The following is a 16,322-nucleotide window of genomic DNA, read 5'->3' as shown; positions in this document are numbered from 1 at the left end:
TCCGCCCTGCCCGCTATGTAGAATGCCATGATCTGGGATATTATCGTCTTCGCCCTACAGACTGCCTTGGTGTTCATCGTCTCGACAGCGCTATTCGATGCGCTGCATTGGACGCTGCACAAATGGGAGGGATCGCGCTTCAAGCTGCTGCGCGTCTTCTCGTCGTGGCACTGGGTGCACCACAAGTTTCTTGGGCTGGATATGAAGATCAATCCTGCCTATGCCAAGCAAAACATCTGGTTCCATATCCTGCCCGAGTACCTGACCGGGATGGCCGGGACGCTGATTTTCCTCTTCGTTTTCCCCTGGCCTCCTGTCGCCCTGGTTGCGGCCATCCGCACCGTGATGCTGGCGATGACGCTCAAGGAAGAGGGCCTGGACTACAACCACATGTCGATGGATCGTGTCGGCGGACAGCAGGGCCTGCTCTGGGTGGACAATAATTACCACGCCATGCACCACGTCTATCCGCACAATTTCTTCTCGTCCTTCACCAATGTGTTCGACATGATTTTTGGCACGGGCTGCCAGATCGAGGGCCGGCATTTCCTGGTCACGGGCGCCTCGGGCGCCTTTGGCTCGGCCATGGTGGCAAAGCTCGAAAAGCTGGGCGGGATTGTCGAGACAGCCAAATCAGGCGTGGATTTCTCGGCCGGCAATTATGATGGCATGCGTGAAAAGCTGGCCCGGGCCGATGTGCTGGTCCTGGCGCATGGGGCCAAGAGCGACGATTGCTGGAATGCCAATTTCGTCACCTTCCGCGACCTGACCGAGCTGTTCACCGAAATGGGCAAGACGCGTCTGGCGCCACCCGAAGTCTGGGCGCTGGGGTCAGAAGTCGAATTCCATGGCGATATGGGGCTGGAAGAGCTCAAGGCTTACTCGGGCTCCAAGCGCGCCTTTGCTTCCGTGGCGGGGCGTTATTATCGCTCTGATGCGCTGATTTACCGGCATATCGTCCCCTCCTCCTTCACCTCGGCCATGGGCAAGGGCGCGATGAGTGCGGCGACGGCGGTGAATATCAGCCTGTTCTTCATCCGCCGCAGCTTCAAATACGTGCCGGTGACCTTTACCGGCCTCGCCTTGCTCAACTACTTCCGTTTTCGTTTTAAGAAGGGCCAGCCCGATCAGCTCGAGCCGGCGGAATAGACCATGGCCTATGACCCCACCAATATCTTCGGCAAAATCCTGCGCGGCGAATTGCCGGCGCATAAGGTCTATGAGGACGATACTGCCTTGGTCATGATGGACATTTTTCCGCAATCGCGGGGGCATGCTTTGGTCATTCCGAAGGTAGCGTCACGCAACCTGCTGGATGCTGATCCGGCTGCTCTGGCCGCAGTGATCCCGCTGGTGCAGCGTGTGGCGAAAGCCGCCAAGACCGCGACCGGAGCCGATGGCGTGCGTGTGGCTCAGTTCAACGAGGCGGCGGCCGGGCAGACCGTGTTCCACCTGCATTTCCACATCATCCCGGTCTATGACGGGACAGCCCTCGGAACTCATGCCGGTGGCGGGCGAGCCGACGATGCGGAACTCATTGCATTGGCCAAGGACATCGCCGCAGCGCTTTAGCGCAGGCGCTAGTCCGGCCGGTGGACGACCGTCAAAGTCGCCAGAATTGCGGTGATCGCGATGATCATTAGCATAGCCATGGGCGCGTTCCTCCAAGCAGAAGAATGCGCCCAATGGCGATAGGGTTCAATAATCACAAAGAATGATCGATCACGAGTCCATTGCGCAGCGTGACGATACGGTCGGCCTTGCGGGCAAGGTCATGATTATGCGTGGCAATCAGGGCCGCGGCGCCCTCCGTCTTGATCAGGCTGCCCAGGGCTGCGAAGACCAGGTCGCTGGTTTCAGGGTCGAGATTGCCTGTCGGCTCGTCGGCCAGGATTACCTTGGGATGATTGGCGGCGGCCCGGGCGATGGCGATGCGCTGTTGCTCGCCGCCGGACAATTCGGCCGGCCGATGCGTCGCCCGCTGGCCCACGCCCAGCAGGTCAAGCAGTTCCATTGAGCGCTTGTCTGCCTCGGCCTGGCCCTTGCCCGCGATGAGCTGTGGCATGGTGACATTTTCGAGCGCGGTGAACTCGGGCAGCAGGTGGTGGAACTGATACACATAGCCCACCGTAGACCGGCGCAGCTGCGTACGACCGCGATCACCCAGTTGGCTGGTCTTGATGCCCGTGATCTCGATTTCCCCGCCCTGCGGGCTCTCCAAGAGGCCCGAGAGATGCAGCAGGGTCGACTTGCCGGCGCCGGAGGGCGCGACGAGCGCGACCATCTCACCGCTCTTGACGGTCAGATTGGCCGCCTCAAGCACACGAACGATCGTATCGCCGCTGCCATAATGGCGGTGGACGTCGGTCAGAACCAAATGCGGCTTACTCATAACGCAGGGCCTCGACCGGATCATATTGGGCGGCGCGCCAGGCCGGGTAAAGCGTAGCAAGGAAGCTGAGGCCCAGGGCCAGCCCGACCACGACCGTCACTTCGAGCGGATCGGTCTTGGAGGGCAGCGAGGACAGGAAGAACACTTCAGGCGGGAAGATAGCCACGCCCAGCGTGTTGGACACGAAGGCGCGGATGGCCTCGGCGTTGGACGCTACCAGCAGGCCCAGCAGCAGCCCGGCTATTGTGCCGATAAAGCCGATAGTGGTGCCGGTGATCGAGAAAATGCGCATGATCGAGCCACGCGTGGCGCCCATGGTGCGCAGCACCGCGATATCGGAGCTTTTGTCCTTCACCAGCATGATGAGGCTGGAAATGATGTTGAACGCCGCCACGAGGATGATCATCGACAGGATAGTGAACATCACCACGCGCTCGACCTGCAGGGCCGAGAAGAAGGTTTCGTTGCGCTGTTGCCAGTCCGTCAGGATCAGCGGACGCGTATTCGGATCGGTTTCGATGCGCTGCCGCATGACGGTGGTGTTGTCGGGATCATCGATAAACACCTCAGCGGCCGAGGCTTGGCCAACGCGATCATAGGCCGCGTCAATTTCGGCGTCCGTCGCCATGGGGTCGAGCGTCGCCTGTCCCGGCTTGAGCACGTCCTTATAGAGCTTGAAATAATCCTGTGCCGGCTCGATCGGCATGTACATGAAGAAGCTGTCGAACTCGACCATGCCGAGATCGAAAATCACGCTCACCGGATAGGAGCGGATCTGCGGTGTCGAGCCGAACGGCGTCATGGCGCCATCGGGATTGATGATCTGCACCTGATCGCCCAACGACACGCCCAGCGTTTGCGCAAGCCGGTAGCCGATGGCGATGCCGCCCGAAGTGTCCCAGCTGTCCCAACCGCCCTGGCTGGCAGCGCCATAAAGCAGCTTGAGCTTCTTGATATTCTCTTCGTCCATGCCGCGCACGGTCACGCCAGTGGAACTGCCCCGGCCCGAGGCCAGCACCTGTCCCTCTACGAAATAGACGGCGAACGACACACCGGGAATATTCTGGAGCGAAGCCACCGTTTCCTTGTAGTCGGTGAACTCGCGTTCGATTGGGTAGGCCGTAAAATGCCCGTTGAGCCCCAGGATCTTGGTCAGCAGCTCGCCGCGGAACCCGTTCATCACCGACATAACGACGATGAGCGTCGCCACGCCGATGGCGACACCCACCATGGTGAGGCTGGCGATCACCGAAATGAACGCCTCCTTGCGACGGGCGCGCAGGTAACGGCCGGCGATCATCCATTCAAAGCGGGAGAAAGGCTTGGTGCCCTTGTTGAGCGCCGGCTGCCCCAGATCGGTCAAATGTCGGTCTTTCTTTGCGGTTCGATCAGGCCCTTGAGACGCGCAACGGCGTCAGCGATCGGCAGCGTTTCGCGCTCGCCGGTCTTGCGGTGCTTGATTTCGGCTTCGCCGGCCTTGAGCCCGCGTGGCCCCAGGATGATCTGGTAGGGGATGCCGATCAGATCGGCAGTGGTGAACTTGGCCCCTGCCCCCTGGTCACGATCGTCATAGAGCATGTCGAGACCCCCGGCATTCAGCTCGGCATAGAGCTTGTCGCAGGCCGCGTCGCATTCGGCATCACCCGCCTTGAGATTGATCAGCACCGCCTCGAACGGCGCCACCGATACGGGCCAGACAATGCCCGCATCGTCGTGGAAGGCCTCGATGATGGCGGGAACGAGACGAGACGGTCCGACGCCGTAGGAGCCTCCATGCACGATGATTTCCTTGCCGTCGGGACCGGTCACGGTCGCCTTCATCGGCTCGGAGTACTTGGTCCCGAAGTAGAAAATATGGCCGACTTCGATCCCGCGTGCGGAAACCCGATGTTCCTCTGGCACTGTCGCCTCGAACTCGGCCATGTCGACCATGTCTTCGGTCGCGGCATAGAGCGAGGTCCAATCGTTGAACACAGGCTTAAGGTCGCCGCGGAAGTCGATGTCCTTGGGCGGAATGGGCTTGTCCAGCAGGCGGCGGTCGCAGAACACCGCGCTTTCGCCGGTATCGGCCAGAATGATGAATTCGTGGCTGAGATCGCCGCCAATGGGACCGGTATCGGCGCGCATCGGAATGGCCGTCAGCCCCATGCGGGCATAGGTGCGCAGATAGGCCACGAACATGCGTTCATAGGCTTTGACGGCGTCTTCCTTGTTCAGGTCAAAGGAATAGGCATCCTTCATCAGGAATTCGCGGCTGCGCATGGTGCCGAAGCGCGGACGGACCTCGTCGCGGAACTTCCACTGGATGTGATAAAGATTGAGCGGCAAGTCCTTGTATGACTTCACATAGGTCCGGAAGATGTCGGTGATCATCTCCTCATTGGTGGGACCATAGAGGAATTCGCGCTCGTGCCTATCCTCGATGCGCAGCATCTCTTTGCCATAGGCATCATAGCGCCCGCTCTCGCGCCAAAGATCGGCCGACTGGATAGTAGGCATCAGCAATTGGATCGCGCCGGAGCGGTTCTGCTCCTCCTCGATGATGGCCTGAACCTTCATCAGCACCTTGTAGCCGAGCGGCAGCCAGGAATAGAGACCTGAGGCCTGTTGCTTGATCATCCCGGCCCGCAGCATCAGGCGGTGGGAGGCGATTTCGGCATCCTTGGGAACGTCCCGCAGCACCGGCAAAAAATAACGAGACAGGCGCATTTCGGCTCCGCGACAGGATCGACTCATGGGTTCTCTTGATGCCCACTGAAATCCTACTCGTCCATCCGATGCAAGCATGGATGGCATGCAGAATCTAGGTGACAGCTATGGGACAAGTTGTTAGGGTCCCACGCAATAAAACAAAGGCGGTTTAAACCGCTGGACGTCGACAACGTCAAGGGAGGAGCGTTGGCAGCCGCTTTATGAGCGCGCCTAAGACCAGCGTATTGTCGAACAAACTCAATCCAGCGGGGCCTTGTGCCCCGCTTTTTTGTTTCCGTCGGCAGGATCGGACAAAACATGGCCATAGCAGCGGATTTGAGGCGGTTGGCACTTGCTTTGCCGGGCACGACAGAAGCGCCGCATTTCAACCGGGCGGCATTCAAAGTGGATCGCATCTTTGTGACCCTGGCAGCCGACGAATTGACCGCGAATCTTGCACTGACGCCAGATGAGCAGGAGTTCAAATGCCAGCTCGCGCCCGACATTTTCCAGCCGATCAACAATGCGTGGGGCCGCAAGGGCTGGACGACCATTATCCTGGCCAATGCCACTGAAGCGGACTTGGCGGCAGCGCTCGCCATGGCGCATATCCACGCTATAGGCAAGACTCGGCGTGCCTAGCGGTTCCAGTAGTGATGCAGGGTTTCGTTGCCCAAGCCCCAGAACAGCAGGCCGGTAAAGACCACGGCCAGAGCCGTTGCCATCCCAACCTTGCGCCACAGGCGCGGGCTCACCGGCGCGCCGGGATCGGTGCCGGCAACGATCTCGCCCCCGGCCTCGGACTGGCTCTGATTGCCGATCGGCAGCACGGCGACAAAAGACAGCCACCAAATGACGAAGAATACGGCGAGCAATGAGCCAATCTGCATTTGAATTTCCTTAGGGGCGCTCTGCCCCGGCAGGCAAACGACGTGGCGCCGACAATAGCGCCCCGTGCTTTGTTCCGACAGCCCCACCAGCAACTTGCCGGTGGGACATTCCGTCTCGCCTAGACGCGGTGCACGAAGACCGAAACGTTGGGCTTGCGGCCCCAATAGGCATTGACCTCGTTGCGGATGCCCTTGAACAGAGCCGAGTTCAGCACTTCGGTATCGCTGCGGCGCTTGGCCGGCACTGATTTCAGCACGCCGGCAATGGTGTCTTCGACCAGATCGGTCAGCGATTCATCTTCGGTTTCGGGCAGGCCTTCGATGACCAGATCGGGGCCCGAGACGACATGGCCCGAGCCATTGACGCAGAGGCTGACCACGATATGGCCGCCAAAGGACAGCCGGCGGCGGCCCTTTACGCCGCTTTCCTCGGGCGTGCAGAGCACCAGACCATCGAGATAGAGCTCGCCGGTGCGCACTTCGGCCTGATGCACCATGGGCTCGGGGAACAGGCGAACCAGATCGCCATTGCGCGTTTCGCACACATTGGCAATGCCAGCCTCGCGGCCCAACTTGGCATGGGCGTCCAGATGCATCGCCTCGCCATGCACGGGAATGAGCACATCCGGCTTGGTCCATTCATAGAGCTTGCGCAGCTCATCGCGGCGGGGGTGGCCGGTGACGTGCACCAGGCCATCCTTCTGCGTGATGATCTCGATGCCCTTGTCGATCAGCAGGTTCTGGATGTCGATGACTTCGCGCTCGTTGCCCGGAATGGCCCAGGACGAGAAGATCATGCGATCGCCAGCGGTCAGGTCGATCACGGGGTGCTCGCCCCGGGCAATACGGGCGATTGCGGCGCGGGCCTCTCCTTGGCTACCGGTGCAGATCAACACGCATTTGTCCCGCGGCACGCTCTTATAGGCGTCCTGATCGAGCAGCGGCGGCAGGCCTTCGAGCATGCCCAATTCACGGGCAATGCCGGTGATCCGGTGCAGCGAGCGACCGGACATAACGACCTGCCGGCCGGCCTTGTGAGCGGCGCGGACGATGGAGATGACACGGCCGACATTGGACGCAAAAGTAGTGACGGCCACGCGGTGCGGCGCTTCGGCGATGAGGGCGGCGAGCGTTGCTGCAACCTCGGCTTCGCTCGGGCTTTCGCCGTCCTTCATGGCATTGGTGGAGTCGCAGATCAGCGCCAGCGGCGTGGTGCGATCCTGGCCAATGGCTTGCAAGCGTGCGACGTCGGTGGGCGCATTGCCAACGGGCGTCGGATCAAGCTTCCAATCACCGGTATGCAGGGCACGGCCGACCGGGGTCGAGATCAGCAGGGCATTGGACTCGGGGATCGAGTGGGCCACGTTGATGGCTTCGATGGTGAACGGGCCGACCGTGAACGGCTTGCCCGGACGCATGATGGTGATGTCGACATTTTCGACAATGCCATCCCCTGCCCGCTTGGCGGCCAGCATGGCGGCTGTGAACGGAGTGGCATAAACGGGCTTTTCAAAGCCCGGCCACAGGTCGAGCACAGCGCCGTAATGGTCTTCGTGGCTGTGGGTGAGGATCAAGGCGAGCACGTCATCAGCGCGCTCCTCGAGAAATTCAGGATTGGCCATGATCAGCTCGATCCCCGGCAGGTCGGGCCCGCCGAAGCTGACGCCGCAATCGACGACGATCCATTTGCGCGAGCGCTCGGGGCCGAAGCCGTAAGCACCCATATTCATGCCGATCTCGCCGACGCCGCCAAGCGGCACAAAGACGAGTTCATCCCTTTGGGTTTTAGCCATGGGTCAGTTTAGTCCTTTCGGGCGTGGCGCCGGTCGCAACTTTGGTTGCCGGTCGCCGCGCTATAGTTGTGGTCAGCTTCGGGCGCTGGCCGTTGCCCCAAAATGCACGTCGCCCGCCGTAATCGCGATGCGACTATCATCATTGGCGCGGACGATCAGTCGCCCCGCGTCATCGATTGTTTCAAAAATCCCGCGCACAATGGCGCCGTTCTGGTTCACCGCTACGGGTGCACCAATGCCTGCGGCGGATTCGCGCCAACGCTTGAGCACGTCGCTAATGCCACGGCCATCATCCCACAGACGGAAGGTTTCCACCCAGGCATCGCTGAGCGCCTCGAACACATCCTGCGCAGAGCGCGTGACGCCGAGTTCGGCCAGGCTGGTCGCCGGATAGGGCAAATCGGTCGGCGCCGCAACAATATTGACGCCGATGCCAATGGCAATTGCATGGCGGCCATCGCCAAGCTTGGTTGCTTCAAGGGCAATACCAACCAGCTTGGCGCCATCGGCCAGAACGTCATTGGGCCATTTCAGCGCCACGCGACTCCTGCCGTCGAGGCCGTCTGCGCCATCAAGGCCAACCTTAACGGTGCCGGCGGGCAGTACTCTGTCGAGGGCCACGCCGATAGCGACACCGGCCACAAAGCCCAATGTTGCGGCCAAAGCGGGGTCGGCGTCGGGGACAATCAACAGCGTCGCCGCCAGATTGCCCGGCGTGTGCACCCAAACCCTGCCCCGCCGACCGCGACCCGCCGTTTGCTCGGTGGCCACAAACCAGATGCCGCCGGCATCGCCCGCCGCGGCCGCAGCCACGGCCTCGGCGGTGGTCGAGCCGATCGAGTCAAACGCGCGCAACCGATACCCGGCCGCGCGCGCTTTTGAACCCAGTGCGAAATCCGCCACCTAGAACAGGCTTCCCGCGGCGGTATGCGCGGCATTTGCCAGTGGGCTACCGACCGTGAAGTAATAGGTGACGATAAGGAAACCGCTCACCGCCATGATGATGTTGAGCTCGGCCGGAACCGCCGCGAACTTGCGGACCGGTTCGTCGAAATACATCACTTTGACCACGCGCAGATAGTAGAAGGCACTGACGGCAGAGGCCAGCACGCCGATCACCGCCAGCACATAGAGCTGGGCATCGATAGCGGCCAGGAAGGCGTGCCACTTGGCAAAGAACCCGGCCAGCGGCGGCATGCCGATCAGCGAGAACATCAGGATGGCCATGATGGCGGCGACGAATGGCCTTGTCTGCGCGGCGCCCGCCAGATCGTCGATATTCTCGACATAGCCCTCTTCGCTACGCAGCGAGAGAATGCACGCAAACAGCCCCACGGTCATGGCGACATAGATCGCCATATAGATCGCCACACCCTCGACGCCCACCTGGGTGCCGGAGGAGAGACCCACCAAGGCAAAGCCGACATGGCCGATGGAGGAATAGGCGATGAGGCGCTTGATCGACTTCTGGCCGATGGCGGCGAAGGCTGCCAGCACCATGGAGGCGATCGAGAGGAAGATGACGATCTGCTGCCAGTCATGGGCGATCGGCGCGAACGTATCCATCACGAGGCGAACCATCAGCGTCATCGCCGCCACTTTGGGCGCCGTAGCGAAGAAGGCCGTTACCGGGGTCGGCGCACCTTCATAGACGTCGGGCGTCCACATATGGAACGGCACGGCCGAAATCTTGAAGGCGATACCGGCGAGCAGGAACACCACGCCGAACACCAGACCGATGGAGCGGCCCTCATTGGCGATGGCGATGACGATTTCCTGCAGATTGGTGTGGCCGGTGAAGCCATAGAGGAAGGAAGCACCATAGAGCAACATGCCGGAGGATAGGGCGCCGAGCACGAAATACTTCAAACCCGCTTCGGTCGCGCGGCTGTCGTCGCGCTTGATGGCTGCGAGCACATAGAGCGCCAGCGACTGCAATTCGAGGCCGACATAAAGGCTCATCAAATCGTTGGCCGAAACCATCATCATCATGCCGAGCGTCGCCAGCAGAACGAGGATGGCATATTCGAACTTGTGCGTGCCGTTCTCGACCGCATTGGGCAGCGAGAGCAGCAGCGCAAAGGCCGAACCGCCCAGCACCAGCACCTTCATGTAACGCGCGAAGCCATCGGCGATGAACACGCCGTTGAAGATCACGCCATCCACCGGCTGCAACATGACCAGCAGGGCCACGGCCGCAAGCAGCACGACCGCCAGATAGGAAATCAGCAGCGAGCGTTCTTTGTTGATGATCACACCAACCAGCAGCAGCACGATCGCGCCGATTGCCAGCAGCATTTCGGGATAGGCAGGAGCCAGGCTCGCGAAATCGATAACGTCAGAGTTCACGGGACTCTCCTAGTGGGCAGCAGGCTCGGCGGCCGGCTCTGCAGCGGTCGCCGGGTCGGCATGTTCGAGTGGCGCTTGCGCGTCGGCCAGCGAAACGGCGGGGTCGAGGCCGACCGCCGTAGCGTAATGAGTGACCAGGTTATCGACCGCGGCGGCTGTCGTATCGAGGATCGGCGAGGGGTAGAAGCCGAAGACGATGGTCAGCACGATCAGCGGATAGAGAATGATCTTTTCGCGCAGATTGAGATCGAGAATGGCCTTGAGGCTGTCCTTGGTCAGTGGGCCGAAAATCACCCGGCGATAGAGCCACAGAGCGTAGCAGGCCGAGAAGATCACGCCGAAAGCCGCGCCGAAGGCCACCCAGGTATTGACCTGGAACACGCCGATCATGGTTAGGAATTCGCCGACAAAGCCCGACGTGCCGGGCAGACCGACATTGGCCATGGTGAAGACCATGAAGGCGAAGGCGTAGCGCGGCATGCGTTCTACGAGGCCACCATAGGCTTCGATATCGCGAGTATGCATGCGGTCATAGATGACGCCGACGCAAAGGAAGAGCGCGCCGGACACGATGCCGTGCGAGATCATCTGGAACATCGCACCCTGGATGCCGAGCGCATTGCCGGCAAAGATACCCATGGTGACAAAGCCCATATGCGCCACCGATGAATAGGCAATCAGCTTCTTAATATCGGTCTGCACCAGGGCGACCAGCGAGGTCAGAATGATGGCGGCGACCGAAAGGAAGAAGACGATATTGGCGAACTGGGCCGAAGCGTCGGGGAACATGGGCAGGCTGAAGCGCAGGAAGCCGTAGCCGCCCAGCTTGAGCAGGATGGCGGCCAGGATCACCGAGCCGGCGGTCGGCGCCTGCACGTGGGCTTCGGGCAGCCAGCGATGGAACGGCCACATCGGCATTTTGACTGCCAGCGAGGCGAAGAACGCCCACCACAGCCAGGGCTGCATGCTCTTGGGGAATTCATGCGTGAGCAGCTTGGTGATGTCGGTCGTGCCGCCATTCCAATACATGGCCATGATGGCCAGCAGCATCAGCACCGAGCCGGTGAAGGTGTAGAAGAAGAACTTGTAGCTGGCCTGGATGCGGCGCGCGCCGCCCCAGATACCGATGATCAGGAACATCGGCAGCAGCGTGCCTTCGAAGAACACGTAGAACATGGCCAGATCGAGCGTGGTGAAGACGCCGATCATCAGGGTCTCGAGGATCAGGAATACGATCATGTATTCCTTGACCCGGGTGTCGATGGATTCCCAGCTGGCCAGGATCGCAAACGGCATCAGCAATGCGGTCAGTACCACGAACAGCACCGAAATGCCGTCGACGCCGACGCGATAGCCGATAGTGTCGCCGATCCAGGCATTGTTCACGACGAACTGGAAGCCCGGATTGGACGGATCGAACGTCTGCCACATGGCGAGCGAAAGCACGAACACGATGACCGTGACGCTCAGTGCGATCCAACGGATGGCACTCAGCGAGGTCTTGGGCGTGAGCAGCAGCACGATTGCGCCAACCAGCGGCAGCCAGGTCAGGATCGTCAGAATGGTGTTGTCGAAGGTCATCAGATCAGTCCCCCGGCCACGATGGCCCAGGTCAACAGCGCCGCAATGCCGATCAGCATGGCAAAGGCATAGTGGTAAACATAGCCGGACTGCAGCTTGGTGGCCCAGGAGGTCACATTCTGCACGCGACGGCCAAGGCCCTCGGTCAGCTTCTCATCGATCAGCCAATCATCGAACCCCTTCCAGACGGCACGGCCGATCCAGAGTGCGGGCCTGACGAAAATCCGGTCGTAGAGCTCGTCGAAATACCACTTGTTGAGCAGGAACCGGTAGAGAGCCGGGTTCTGCGCAGCGAGGCGCTTAGGCGTCTCGGGCGAGCGGATATACATGTACCAGGCGGCGACGAAGCCGAGGATCATCGCAACCGTGGCACTCCACTTGACCCAGAGCGGGACATGGTGAGCGGCTTCGATGATCTCGTGATCGACCACGAGCGAGCCGGCGAAGAAGTGTTCGATATGCTCCACATCGTGGAAGAACATGCCGTAGAACACTGCACCGGCAACCACTGCGCCGAAGGCCAGCACATAGAGTGGCACCATCATCACATTGGGCGCTTCATGAGCATGGTCATAGGCCGAGCCATGGCCGTGATCGTCATGGGCCGCGTGATCGTCGGCCAGCGGTTCATCGTGGCTGTCTCCATCACGGGCATCCACGTGATGACCATGGGCATGCCCTGCGTCGCGCGGCGAGCCGTGGAACGTCAGGTGGATCAGGCGCCAGGAATAGAAGCTGGTGAACAGAGCCGCGATGACCAGCAGCCAGAAGGCGAACATGCCGCTATTGCCGCCGACCGCATAGGCCGCTTCGATGATCGAATCTTTGGAGAAGAAGCCGGCAAAGCCCAGCCATTCCGTGCCCGGAATGCCGACGCCCGTGAGCGCCAAAGTGCCGACGATCATCATGCGGTAGGTCCACGGAATCTTCTTGCGCAGACCGCCCATGTTCCGCATGTCCTGCTCATGGTGCATGGCATGGATAACAGCGCCGGCTCCCAGGAACAGCAATGCCTTGAAGAAGGCGTGGGTGAAGAGGTGGAAGACACCGGCCGAATAAGCCCCTGCCCCAAGCGCCACGAACATGTAGCCGAGCTGCGAACAGGTCGAATAAGCGATGACGCGCTTGATGTCGTTTTGCACCAGGCCCACCGTCGCCGCGAAGAAGGCGGTGATGGCACCGATGACCAGCACGACTGTCATTGCAGTCGGCGAGGTCTCGAACAGCGGCGAGAAGCGCGCGACCATGAACACGCCGGCGGTCACCATGGTAGCGGCATGGATCAGTGCCGACACCGGGGTCGGGCCTTCCATGGCGTCCGGCAGCCAGGTGTGCAGCAGGAACTGGGCCGACTTGCCCATGGCACCCATGAACAGCAGCAGGCAGATCACCGTCATGGCGTGGAGGTCCCACGACAGGAAGCGGATCGTGGCAGTGGACGCCTCGGGCACGGCATGGAAAGCGCCGTCGAAATCGATGTGGCCCAGCACCATGAAGGCGCCGAAAATGCCCAGGGCAAAGCCGAAGTCGCCCACGCGGTTGACCACGAAGGCCTTCATCGCGGCCGCATTGGCCGAGGGCCGTGTGTACCAGAAGCCGATCAGCAGGTACGACGCCAGACCCACGCCTTCCCAGCCGAAGAACATCTGCAGGAAGTTGTCGGCGGTCACCAACATCAGCATGGCGAAGGTGAAGAGCGAGAGATAGGCGAAGAACCGGTTGCGGTGCGGATCGTCGGCCATGTAGCCGATGGAATAGACGTGCACCAGGCTCGAAACCGTGTTGACCACGACCAGCATGATGGCGGTGAGCGTATCGACGCGCAGCGTCCAACGCAGGTCCATGTCGCCGACCTGGATCCAGCGCATGATCTCGACCTTGAGAACGGCCGTATGGCCGTCCGTCACAGCGCCAGCCAACCCGCCGCCAAAGGCGACTGGCAGGAAAACGATCCAGGACAGGACGGCGGCAACCAGCAGGAGCCCCGTGGTGATATACTCACTGGGCCGGTGCCCGATGGTGCGCCCCAGCAGCCCGGCGATCAACGCGCCGATAAGGGGCAGGAAAACAATCGCTTGAATCATAGCGGAGGTTCTTAGCCCTTCATCATGTTGATGTCTTCAACCGCGATGGAGCCGCGGTTGCGATAGAAAATAACCAGGATCGCGAGGCCGATGGCGGCCTCGGCGGCAGCCACGGTGAGGATCAGCAGCGCGAACACCTGCCCCTGCAAGTCGTTGAGCTGCGCGCTGAAAGCGACGAAGTTCAAGTTGACGGCAAGCAGGATCAATTCCACCGACATCAGAATGACGATGACGTTCTTGCGGTTGAGAAAAATGCCGAACACGCCGAGCGTGAACAGAATTGCTGCTACGGTCAGGTAGTGACCGAGCCCGATACCCAAGCCCATATCTGCCTCCTACAGCCCTTGACCGCTTTTGACTTTGACGACCTTGACGGCCTCCGATGGCTTGCGCCCAACTTGCTCGAGCGGGTTCTGCCGCTTGACGTTGGGCTTGTGGCGCAGGGTCAGGACAATCGCCCCGATCATGGCCACGAGCAGCACGGCGCCGGCACCCTGGAACAGGAAGACATAGCGCGTGTAGAGCACTTGCCCCAGTGCCCGGATATTGTCCATGCTGCCATCAATCGGCAGCGCCGCAGCACCCGCAATTTCGGGGGAAACCACGAAGCTGCCGGCAACCAGCAGCAGCTCAAGCAGCAGCACAGCGCCGACCAGCACGCCAATGGGCGCATATTGCAGGAAGCCCTGCCGCATCTCGGCGAAGTCCACGTCGAGCATCATGACGACGAAGAGGAACAGCACGGCAACCGCGCCGACATAGACCACGATCAGGATCAGCGCCAGGAACTCGGCCCCGGCCAGCATGAACAGGCCTGCAGCATTGAAGAAGGTCAGGATCAGGAACAGCACGGCATGCACGGGATTGCGCGCCGAGATGACCATCACCGCCGAAGCGATGGCGATGGCCGAGAACACATAGAAGAAGAACAGTGGAAGGGTCATGCTCTTCTCTCTTATCGGTAGGGCGCGTCGGCAGCGAGATTGGCAGCGATTTCACGCTCCCAACGGTCGCCATTGGCCAAGAGCTTTTCCTTGGAGAAGTAAAGCTCTTCACGCGTCTCGGTCGCAAATTCGAAATTGGGGCCTTCCACGATCGCGTCGACCGGGCAGGCTTCCTGGCAGAAGCCGCAATAGATGCACTTCACCATGTCGATGTCGTAGCGCACCGTGCGGCGCGTGCCGTCATTCTGGCGCGGGCCGGCTTCGATGGTGATGGCCTGGGCCGGGCAGATGGCCTCACAGAGCTTACAGGCAATGCAGCGCTCTTCGCCATTGGGATAGCGGCGCAAAGCATGCTCGCCCCGGAAGCGCGGGCTGATATGGCCCTTTTCGAAGGGGTAGTTGATGGTCGGCTTGGGCGCAAAGAAGTAGCGCATGCCGAGGAAGAACCCCGACACCAGCTCGGTGAGGAGCAGCGTGTTAAAGACTTGGGCGACACGCATCAGGCGACCCCTCCATGCCAGCCCCAGCCGGTCAGCTGGAGCACGAAAGCGACGATGACGACCATGATCAGCGACAGCGGCAAGAACAGCTTCCAGCCAATGCGCATGAGTTGATCGTAGCGGTAGCGCGGCACGATGGACTTGGCCATGGCGAACATGAAGAACACCGCGCTGAGCTTGAGAACGAACCAGATGACGCCCGGAATCCAGGTGAAGGGCGGCAGATCGATCGGCGATGTCCAGCCACCCAGGAACAGGACCGTGGTGAGCGCGCACATCAGCAGGATGGAGATGTACTCGCCCAGCATGAACAGCATGTAGGGGGTAGCCGAATATTCGGTCATGAAACCGGCGACCAGCTCGGACTCGGCTTCAGGAAGATCGAATGGCGGGCGGTTCGTTTCGGCCAGGGCCGAAATGTAGAACACGATGAACATCGGAAAGAGCGGCAGCCAGAACCAGTTCAGGAACGTCAACTGCGGCAGGCCGATCATATGGGCCAGGCCCATTTCGTACTGCGCACGCACGATATCGCTGAGATTGAGCGAACCGACGCAGAGCAGCACGGTGATGATCACGAGGCCGATGGAGACCTCATAGCTGACCATCTGCGCGGCCGAGCGGAGCGAACCGAGGAACGGATATTTCGAGTTCGAAGCCCAGCCGCCGATGATGACGCCGTAAACACCCAGCGAGGAAATCGCGAAGATATAGAGCACGCCAAGGTTGATATTGGCGATGGCCAGCCCCTCGCCCACCGGCACCACAGCCCAGGCGGCAAGCGCCAGGGTCGCGGTCAATAGCGGGGCGAAGAGGAACAGGAACTTGTCCGCGCCAGCCGGAATGATCGCTTCTTTGAGAGCGAATTTCAGCAGGTCGGCAAAGCTCTGCAGCAGGCCGAACGGGCCGACCACGTTGGGGCCGCGGCGGATCTGGACGGCAGCCCATATCTTCCGGTCAGCCAGCAGGATGAAGGCGGTGAAAACCAGCAGGCAGACCAGCAGCAGCAGCGTCTTGTAGACGAGGCCGACTTGCACGCCCCATCCCAGGATCGGGATGCCCAGCAGATAGTCGAGAGCGGTGGTAATAAAGTCCATT

Annotated in this window: 16 protein-coding genes; 3 read left to right on the top strand and 13 right to left on the bottom strand. The window is 60.9% G+C overall.

Annotated features, from left to right (window positions below):
* Positions 1 to 27: 27 nt before the first annotated feature.
* Positions 28 to 1,149 (top strand): hypothetical protein, encoded by a 1,122-nt coding sequence (locus ACI3KW_RS03480; protein WP_404846948.1) that lies wholly within the window; start codon positions 28 to 30, stop codon positions 1,147 to 1,149.
* A 3-nt stretch (positions 1,150 to 1,152) separates the two neighbouring features.
* Entirely contained in the window at positions 1,153 to 1,572 is a 420-nt protein-coding gene (locus tag ACI3KW_RS03475; RefSeq protein WP_404846947.1) for an HIT family protein, read from the top strand.
* Positions 1,573 to 1,705: 133 nt separating this feature from the next.
* Here ACI3KW_RS03475 and ACI3KW_RS03470 read toward each other — a convergent pair whose 3' ends face one another.
* The 3 genes from ACI3KW_RS03470 to proS are packed head-to-tail and all read right to left on the bottom strand — an operon-like array spanning position 1,706 to position 5,101.
* The gene (locus ACI3KW_RS03470; RefSeq protein ID WP_404846946.1) at positions 1,706 to 2,392 is read right to left on the bottom strand and encodes an ABC transporter ATP-binding protein; all 687 of its coding nucleotides are present in this window, start codon (positions 2,390 to 2,392) and stop codon (positions 1,706 to 1,708) included.
* Positions 2,385 to 3,755, bottom strand: coding sequence for an ABC transporter permease (locus ACI3KW_RS03465; RefSeq protein ID WP_404846945.1), 1,371 nt, complete (start codon positions 3,753 to 3,755; stop codon positions 2,385 to 2,387). The genes ACI3KW_RS03470 and ACI3KW_RS03465 overlap by 8 nt, the downstream gene beginning before the upstream one ends.
* Positions 3,752 to 5,101 (bottom strand): proline--tRNA ligase, encoded by a 1,350-nt coding sequence (gene proS, locus ACI3KW_RS03460; protein ID WP_404846944.1) that lies wholly within the window; start codon positions 5,099 to 5,101, stop codon positions 3,752 to 3,754. The genes ACI3KW_RS03465 and proS overlap by 4 nt, the downstream gene beginning before the upstream one ends.
* 258 nt (positions 5,102 to 5,359) lie before the next feature.
* Here proS and ACI3KW_RS03455 point away from each other — a divergent pair, with 258 nt between their 5' ends.
* Positions 5,360 to 5,725 (top strand): MmcQ/YjbR family DNA-binding protein, encoded by a 366-nt coding sequence (locus tag ACI3KW_RS03455; RefSeq protein WP_404846943.1) that lies wholly within the window; start codon positions 5,360 to 5,362, stop codon positions 5,723 to 5,725.
* Here the strand turns inward: ACI3KW_RS03455 and ACI3KW_RS03450 are convergent.
* The 10 genes from ACI3KW_RS03450 to nuoH form a co-directional block, all read right to left on the bottom strand.
* Complete coding sequence (locus tag ACI3KW_RS03450) at positions 5,722 to 5,973, bottom strand: DUF1467 family protein (protein WP_113120408.1); 252 nt, start codon at positions 5,971 to 5,973, stop codon at positions 5,722 to 5,724. The genes ACI3KW_RS03455 and ACI3KW_RS03450 overlap by 4 nt on opposite strands.
* A gap of 119 nt (positions 5,974 to 6,092) precedes the next feature.
* Positions 6,093 to 7,766: a ribonuclease J gene (locus ACI3KW_RS03445; protein ID WP_262167826.1), complete on the bottom strand. Its 1,674-nt coding sequence runs from the start codon at positions 7,764 to 7,766 to the stop codon at positions 6,093 to 6,095.
* A gap of 72 nt (positions 7,767 to 7,838) precedes the next feature.
* Positions 7,839 to 8,621: a biotin--[acetyl-CoA-carboxylase] ligase gene (locus tag ACI3KW_RS03440; RefSeq protein WP_404846942.1), complete on the bottom strand. Its 783-nt coding sequence runs from the start codon at positions 8,619 to 8,621 to the stop codon at positions 7,839 to 7,841.
* Positions 8,622 to 8,669: 48 nt separating this feature from the next.
* Positions 8,670 to 10,115: an NADH-quinone oxidoreductase subunit NuoN gene (gene nuoN / locus ACI3KW_RS03435; protein WP_404846941.1), complete on the bottom strand. Its 1,446-nt coding sequence runs from the start codon at positions 10,113 to 10,115 to the stop codon at positions 8,670 to 8,672.
* Between the two features lie 9 nt (positions 10,116 to 10,124).
* Positions 10,125 to 11,696, bottom strand: coding sequence for an NADH-quinone oxidoreductase subunit M (locus ACI3KW_RS03430; RefSeq protein ID WP_404846940.1), 1,572 nt, complete (start codon positions 11,694 to 11,696; stop codon positions 10,125 to 10,127).
* Positions 11,696 to 13,780 (bottom strand): NADH-quinone oxidoreductase subunit L, encoded by a 2,085-nt coding sequence (gene nuoL, locus ACI3KW_RS03425; RefSeq protein ID WP_404846939.1) that lies wholly within the window; start codon positions 13,778 to 13,780, stop codon positions 11,696 to 11,698. Before nuoL ends, ACI3KW_RS03430 begins: the two co-directional genes overlap by 1 nt.
* Before the next feature lie 11 nt (positions 13,781 to 13,791).
* Positions 13,792 to 14,100, bottom strand: coding sequence for an NADH-quinone oxidoreductase subunit NuoK (nuoK, locus tag ACI3KW_RS03420; protein WP_113120516.1), 309 nt, complete (start codon positions 14,098 to 14,100; stop codon positions 13,792 to 13,794).
* Positions 14,101 to 14,115: 15 nt separating this feature from the next.
* Positions 14,116 to 14,724, bottom strand: coding sequence for an NADH-quinone oxidoreductase subunit J (locus tag ACI3KW_RS03415; RefSeq protein ID WP_404846938.1), 609 nt, complete (start codon positions 14,722 to 14,724; stop codon positions 14,116 to 14,118).
* 11 nt (positions 14,725 to 14,735) lie between these two features.
* A complete protein-coding gene (nuoI, locus tag ACI3KW_RS03410; RefSeq protein ID WP_262167832.1) occupies positions 14,736 to 15,224 on the bottom strand; it encodes an NADH-quinone oxidoreductase subunit NuoI in 489 nt (162 codons plus the stop codon).
* Positions 15,224 to 16,321, bottom strand: a complete 1,098-nt coding sequence (gene nuoH, locus ACI3KW_RS03405) for an NADH-quinone oxidoreductase subunit NuoH (protein WP_113120402.1) — start codon at positions 16,319 to 16,321, stop codon at positions 15,224 to 15,226. The genes nuoI and nuoH overlap by 1 nt, the downstream gene beginning before the upstream one ends.
* Position 16,322 lies beyond the last annotated feature (1 nt).

The organism is Devosia sp. ZW T5_3, assembly GCF_044987315.1.
In the GTDB taxonomy this organism is placed as follows: domain Bacteria; phylum Pseudomonadota; class Alphaproteobacteria; order Rhizobiales; family Devosiaceae; genus Devosia.
Note: the sequence above shows the minus strand (reverse complement) of the source record. Positions and strands in the feature narration are given on the sequence as shown.

Bases quoted from the DNA above. Each gene is read 5' to 3' on its own strand.
- ACI3KW_RS03480 (WP_404846948.1), top strand. From the start codon at position 28: ATGATCTGGGATATTATCGTCTTCGCCCTACAGACTGCCTTGGTGTTC.
- ACI3KW_RS03475 (WP_404846947.1), top strand. From the start codon at position 1,153: ATGGCCTATGACCCCACCAATATCTTCGGCAAAATCCTGCGCGGCGAA.
- ACI3KW_RS03470 (WP_404846946.1), bottom strand. From the start codon at position 2,392: ATGAGTAAGCCGCATTTGGTTCTGACCGACGTCCACCGCCATTATGGC.
- proS (WP_404846944.1), bottom strand. From the start codon at position 5,101: ATGCGCCTGTCTCGTTATTTTTTGCCGGTGCTGCGGGACGTTCCCAAG.
- ACI3KW_RS03450 (WP_113120408.1), bottom strand. From the start codon at position 5,973: ATGCAGATTGGCTCATTGCTCGCCGTATTCTTCGTCATTTGGTGGCTG.
- ACI3KW_RS03445 (WP_262167826.1), bottom strand. From the start codon at position 7,766: ATGGCTAAAACCCAAAGGGATGAACTCGTCTTTGTGCCGCTTGGCGGC.
- ACI3KW_RS03430 (WP_404846940.1), bottom strand. From the start codon at position 11,696: ATGACCTTCGACAACACCATTCTGACGATCCTGACCTGGCTGCCGCTG.
- nuoL (WP_404846939.1), bottom strand. From the start codon at position 13,780: ATGATTCAAGCGATTGTTTTCCTGCCCCTTATCGGCGCGTTGATCGCC.
- ACI3KW_RS03415 (WP_404846938.1), bottom strand. From the start codon at position 14,724: ATGACCCTTCCACTGTTCTTCTTCTATGTGTTCTCGGCCATCGCCATC.
- nuoI (WP_262167832.1), bottom strand. From the start codon at position 15,224: ATGCGTGTCGCCCAAGTCTTTAACACGCTGCTCCTCACCGAGCTGGTG.
- nuoH (WP_113120402.1), bottom strand. From the start codon at position 16,321: ATGGACTTTATTACCACCGCTCTCGACTATCTGCTGGGCATCCCGATC.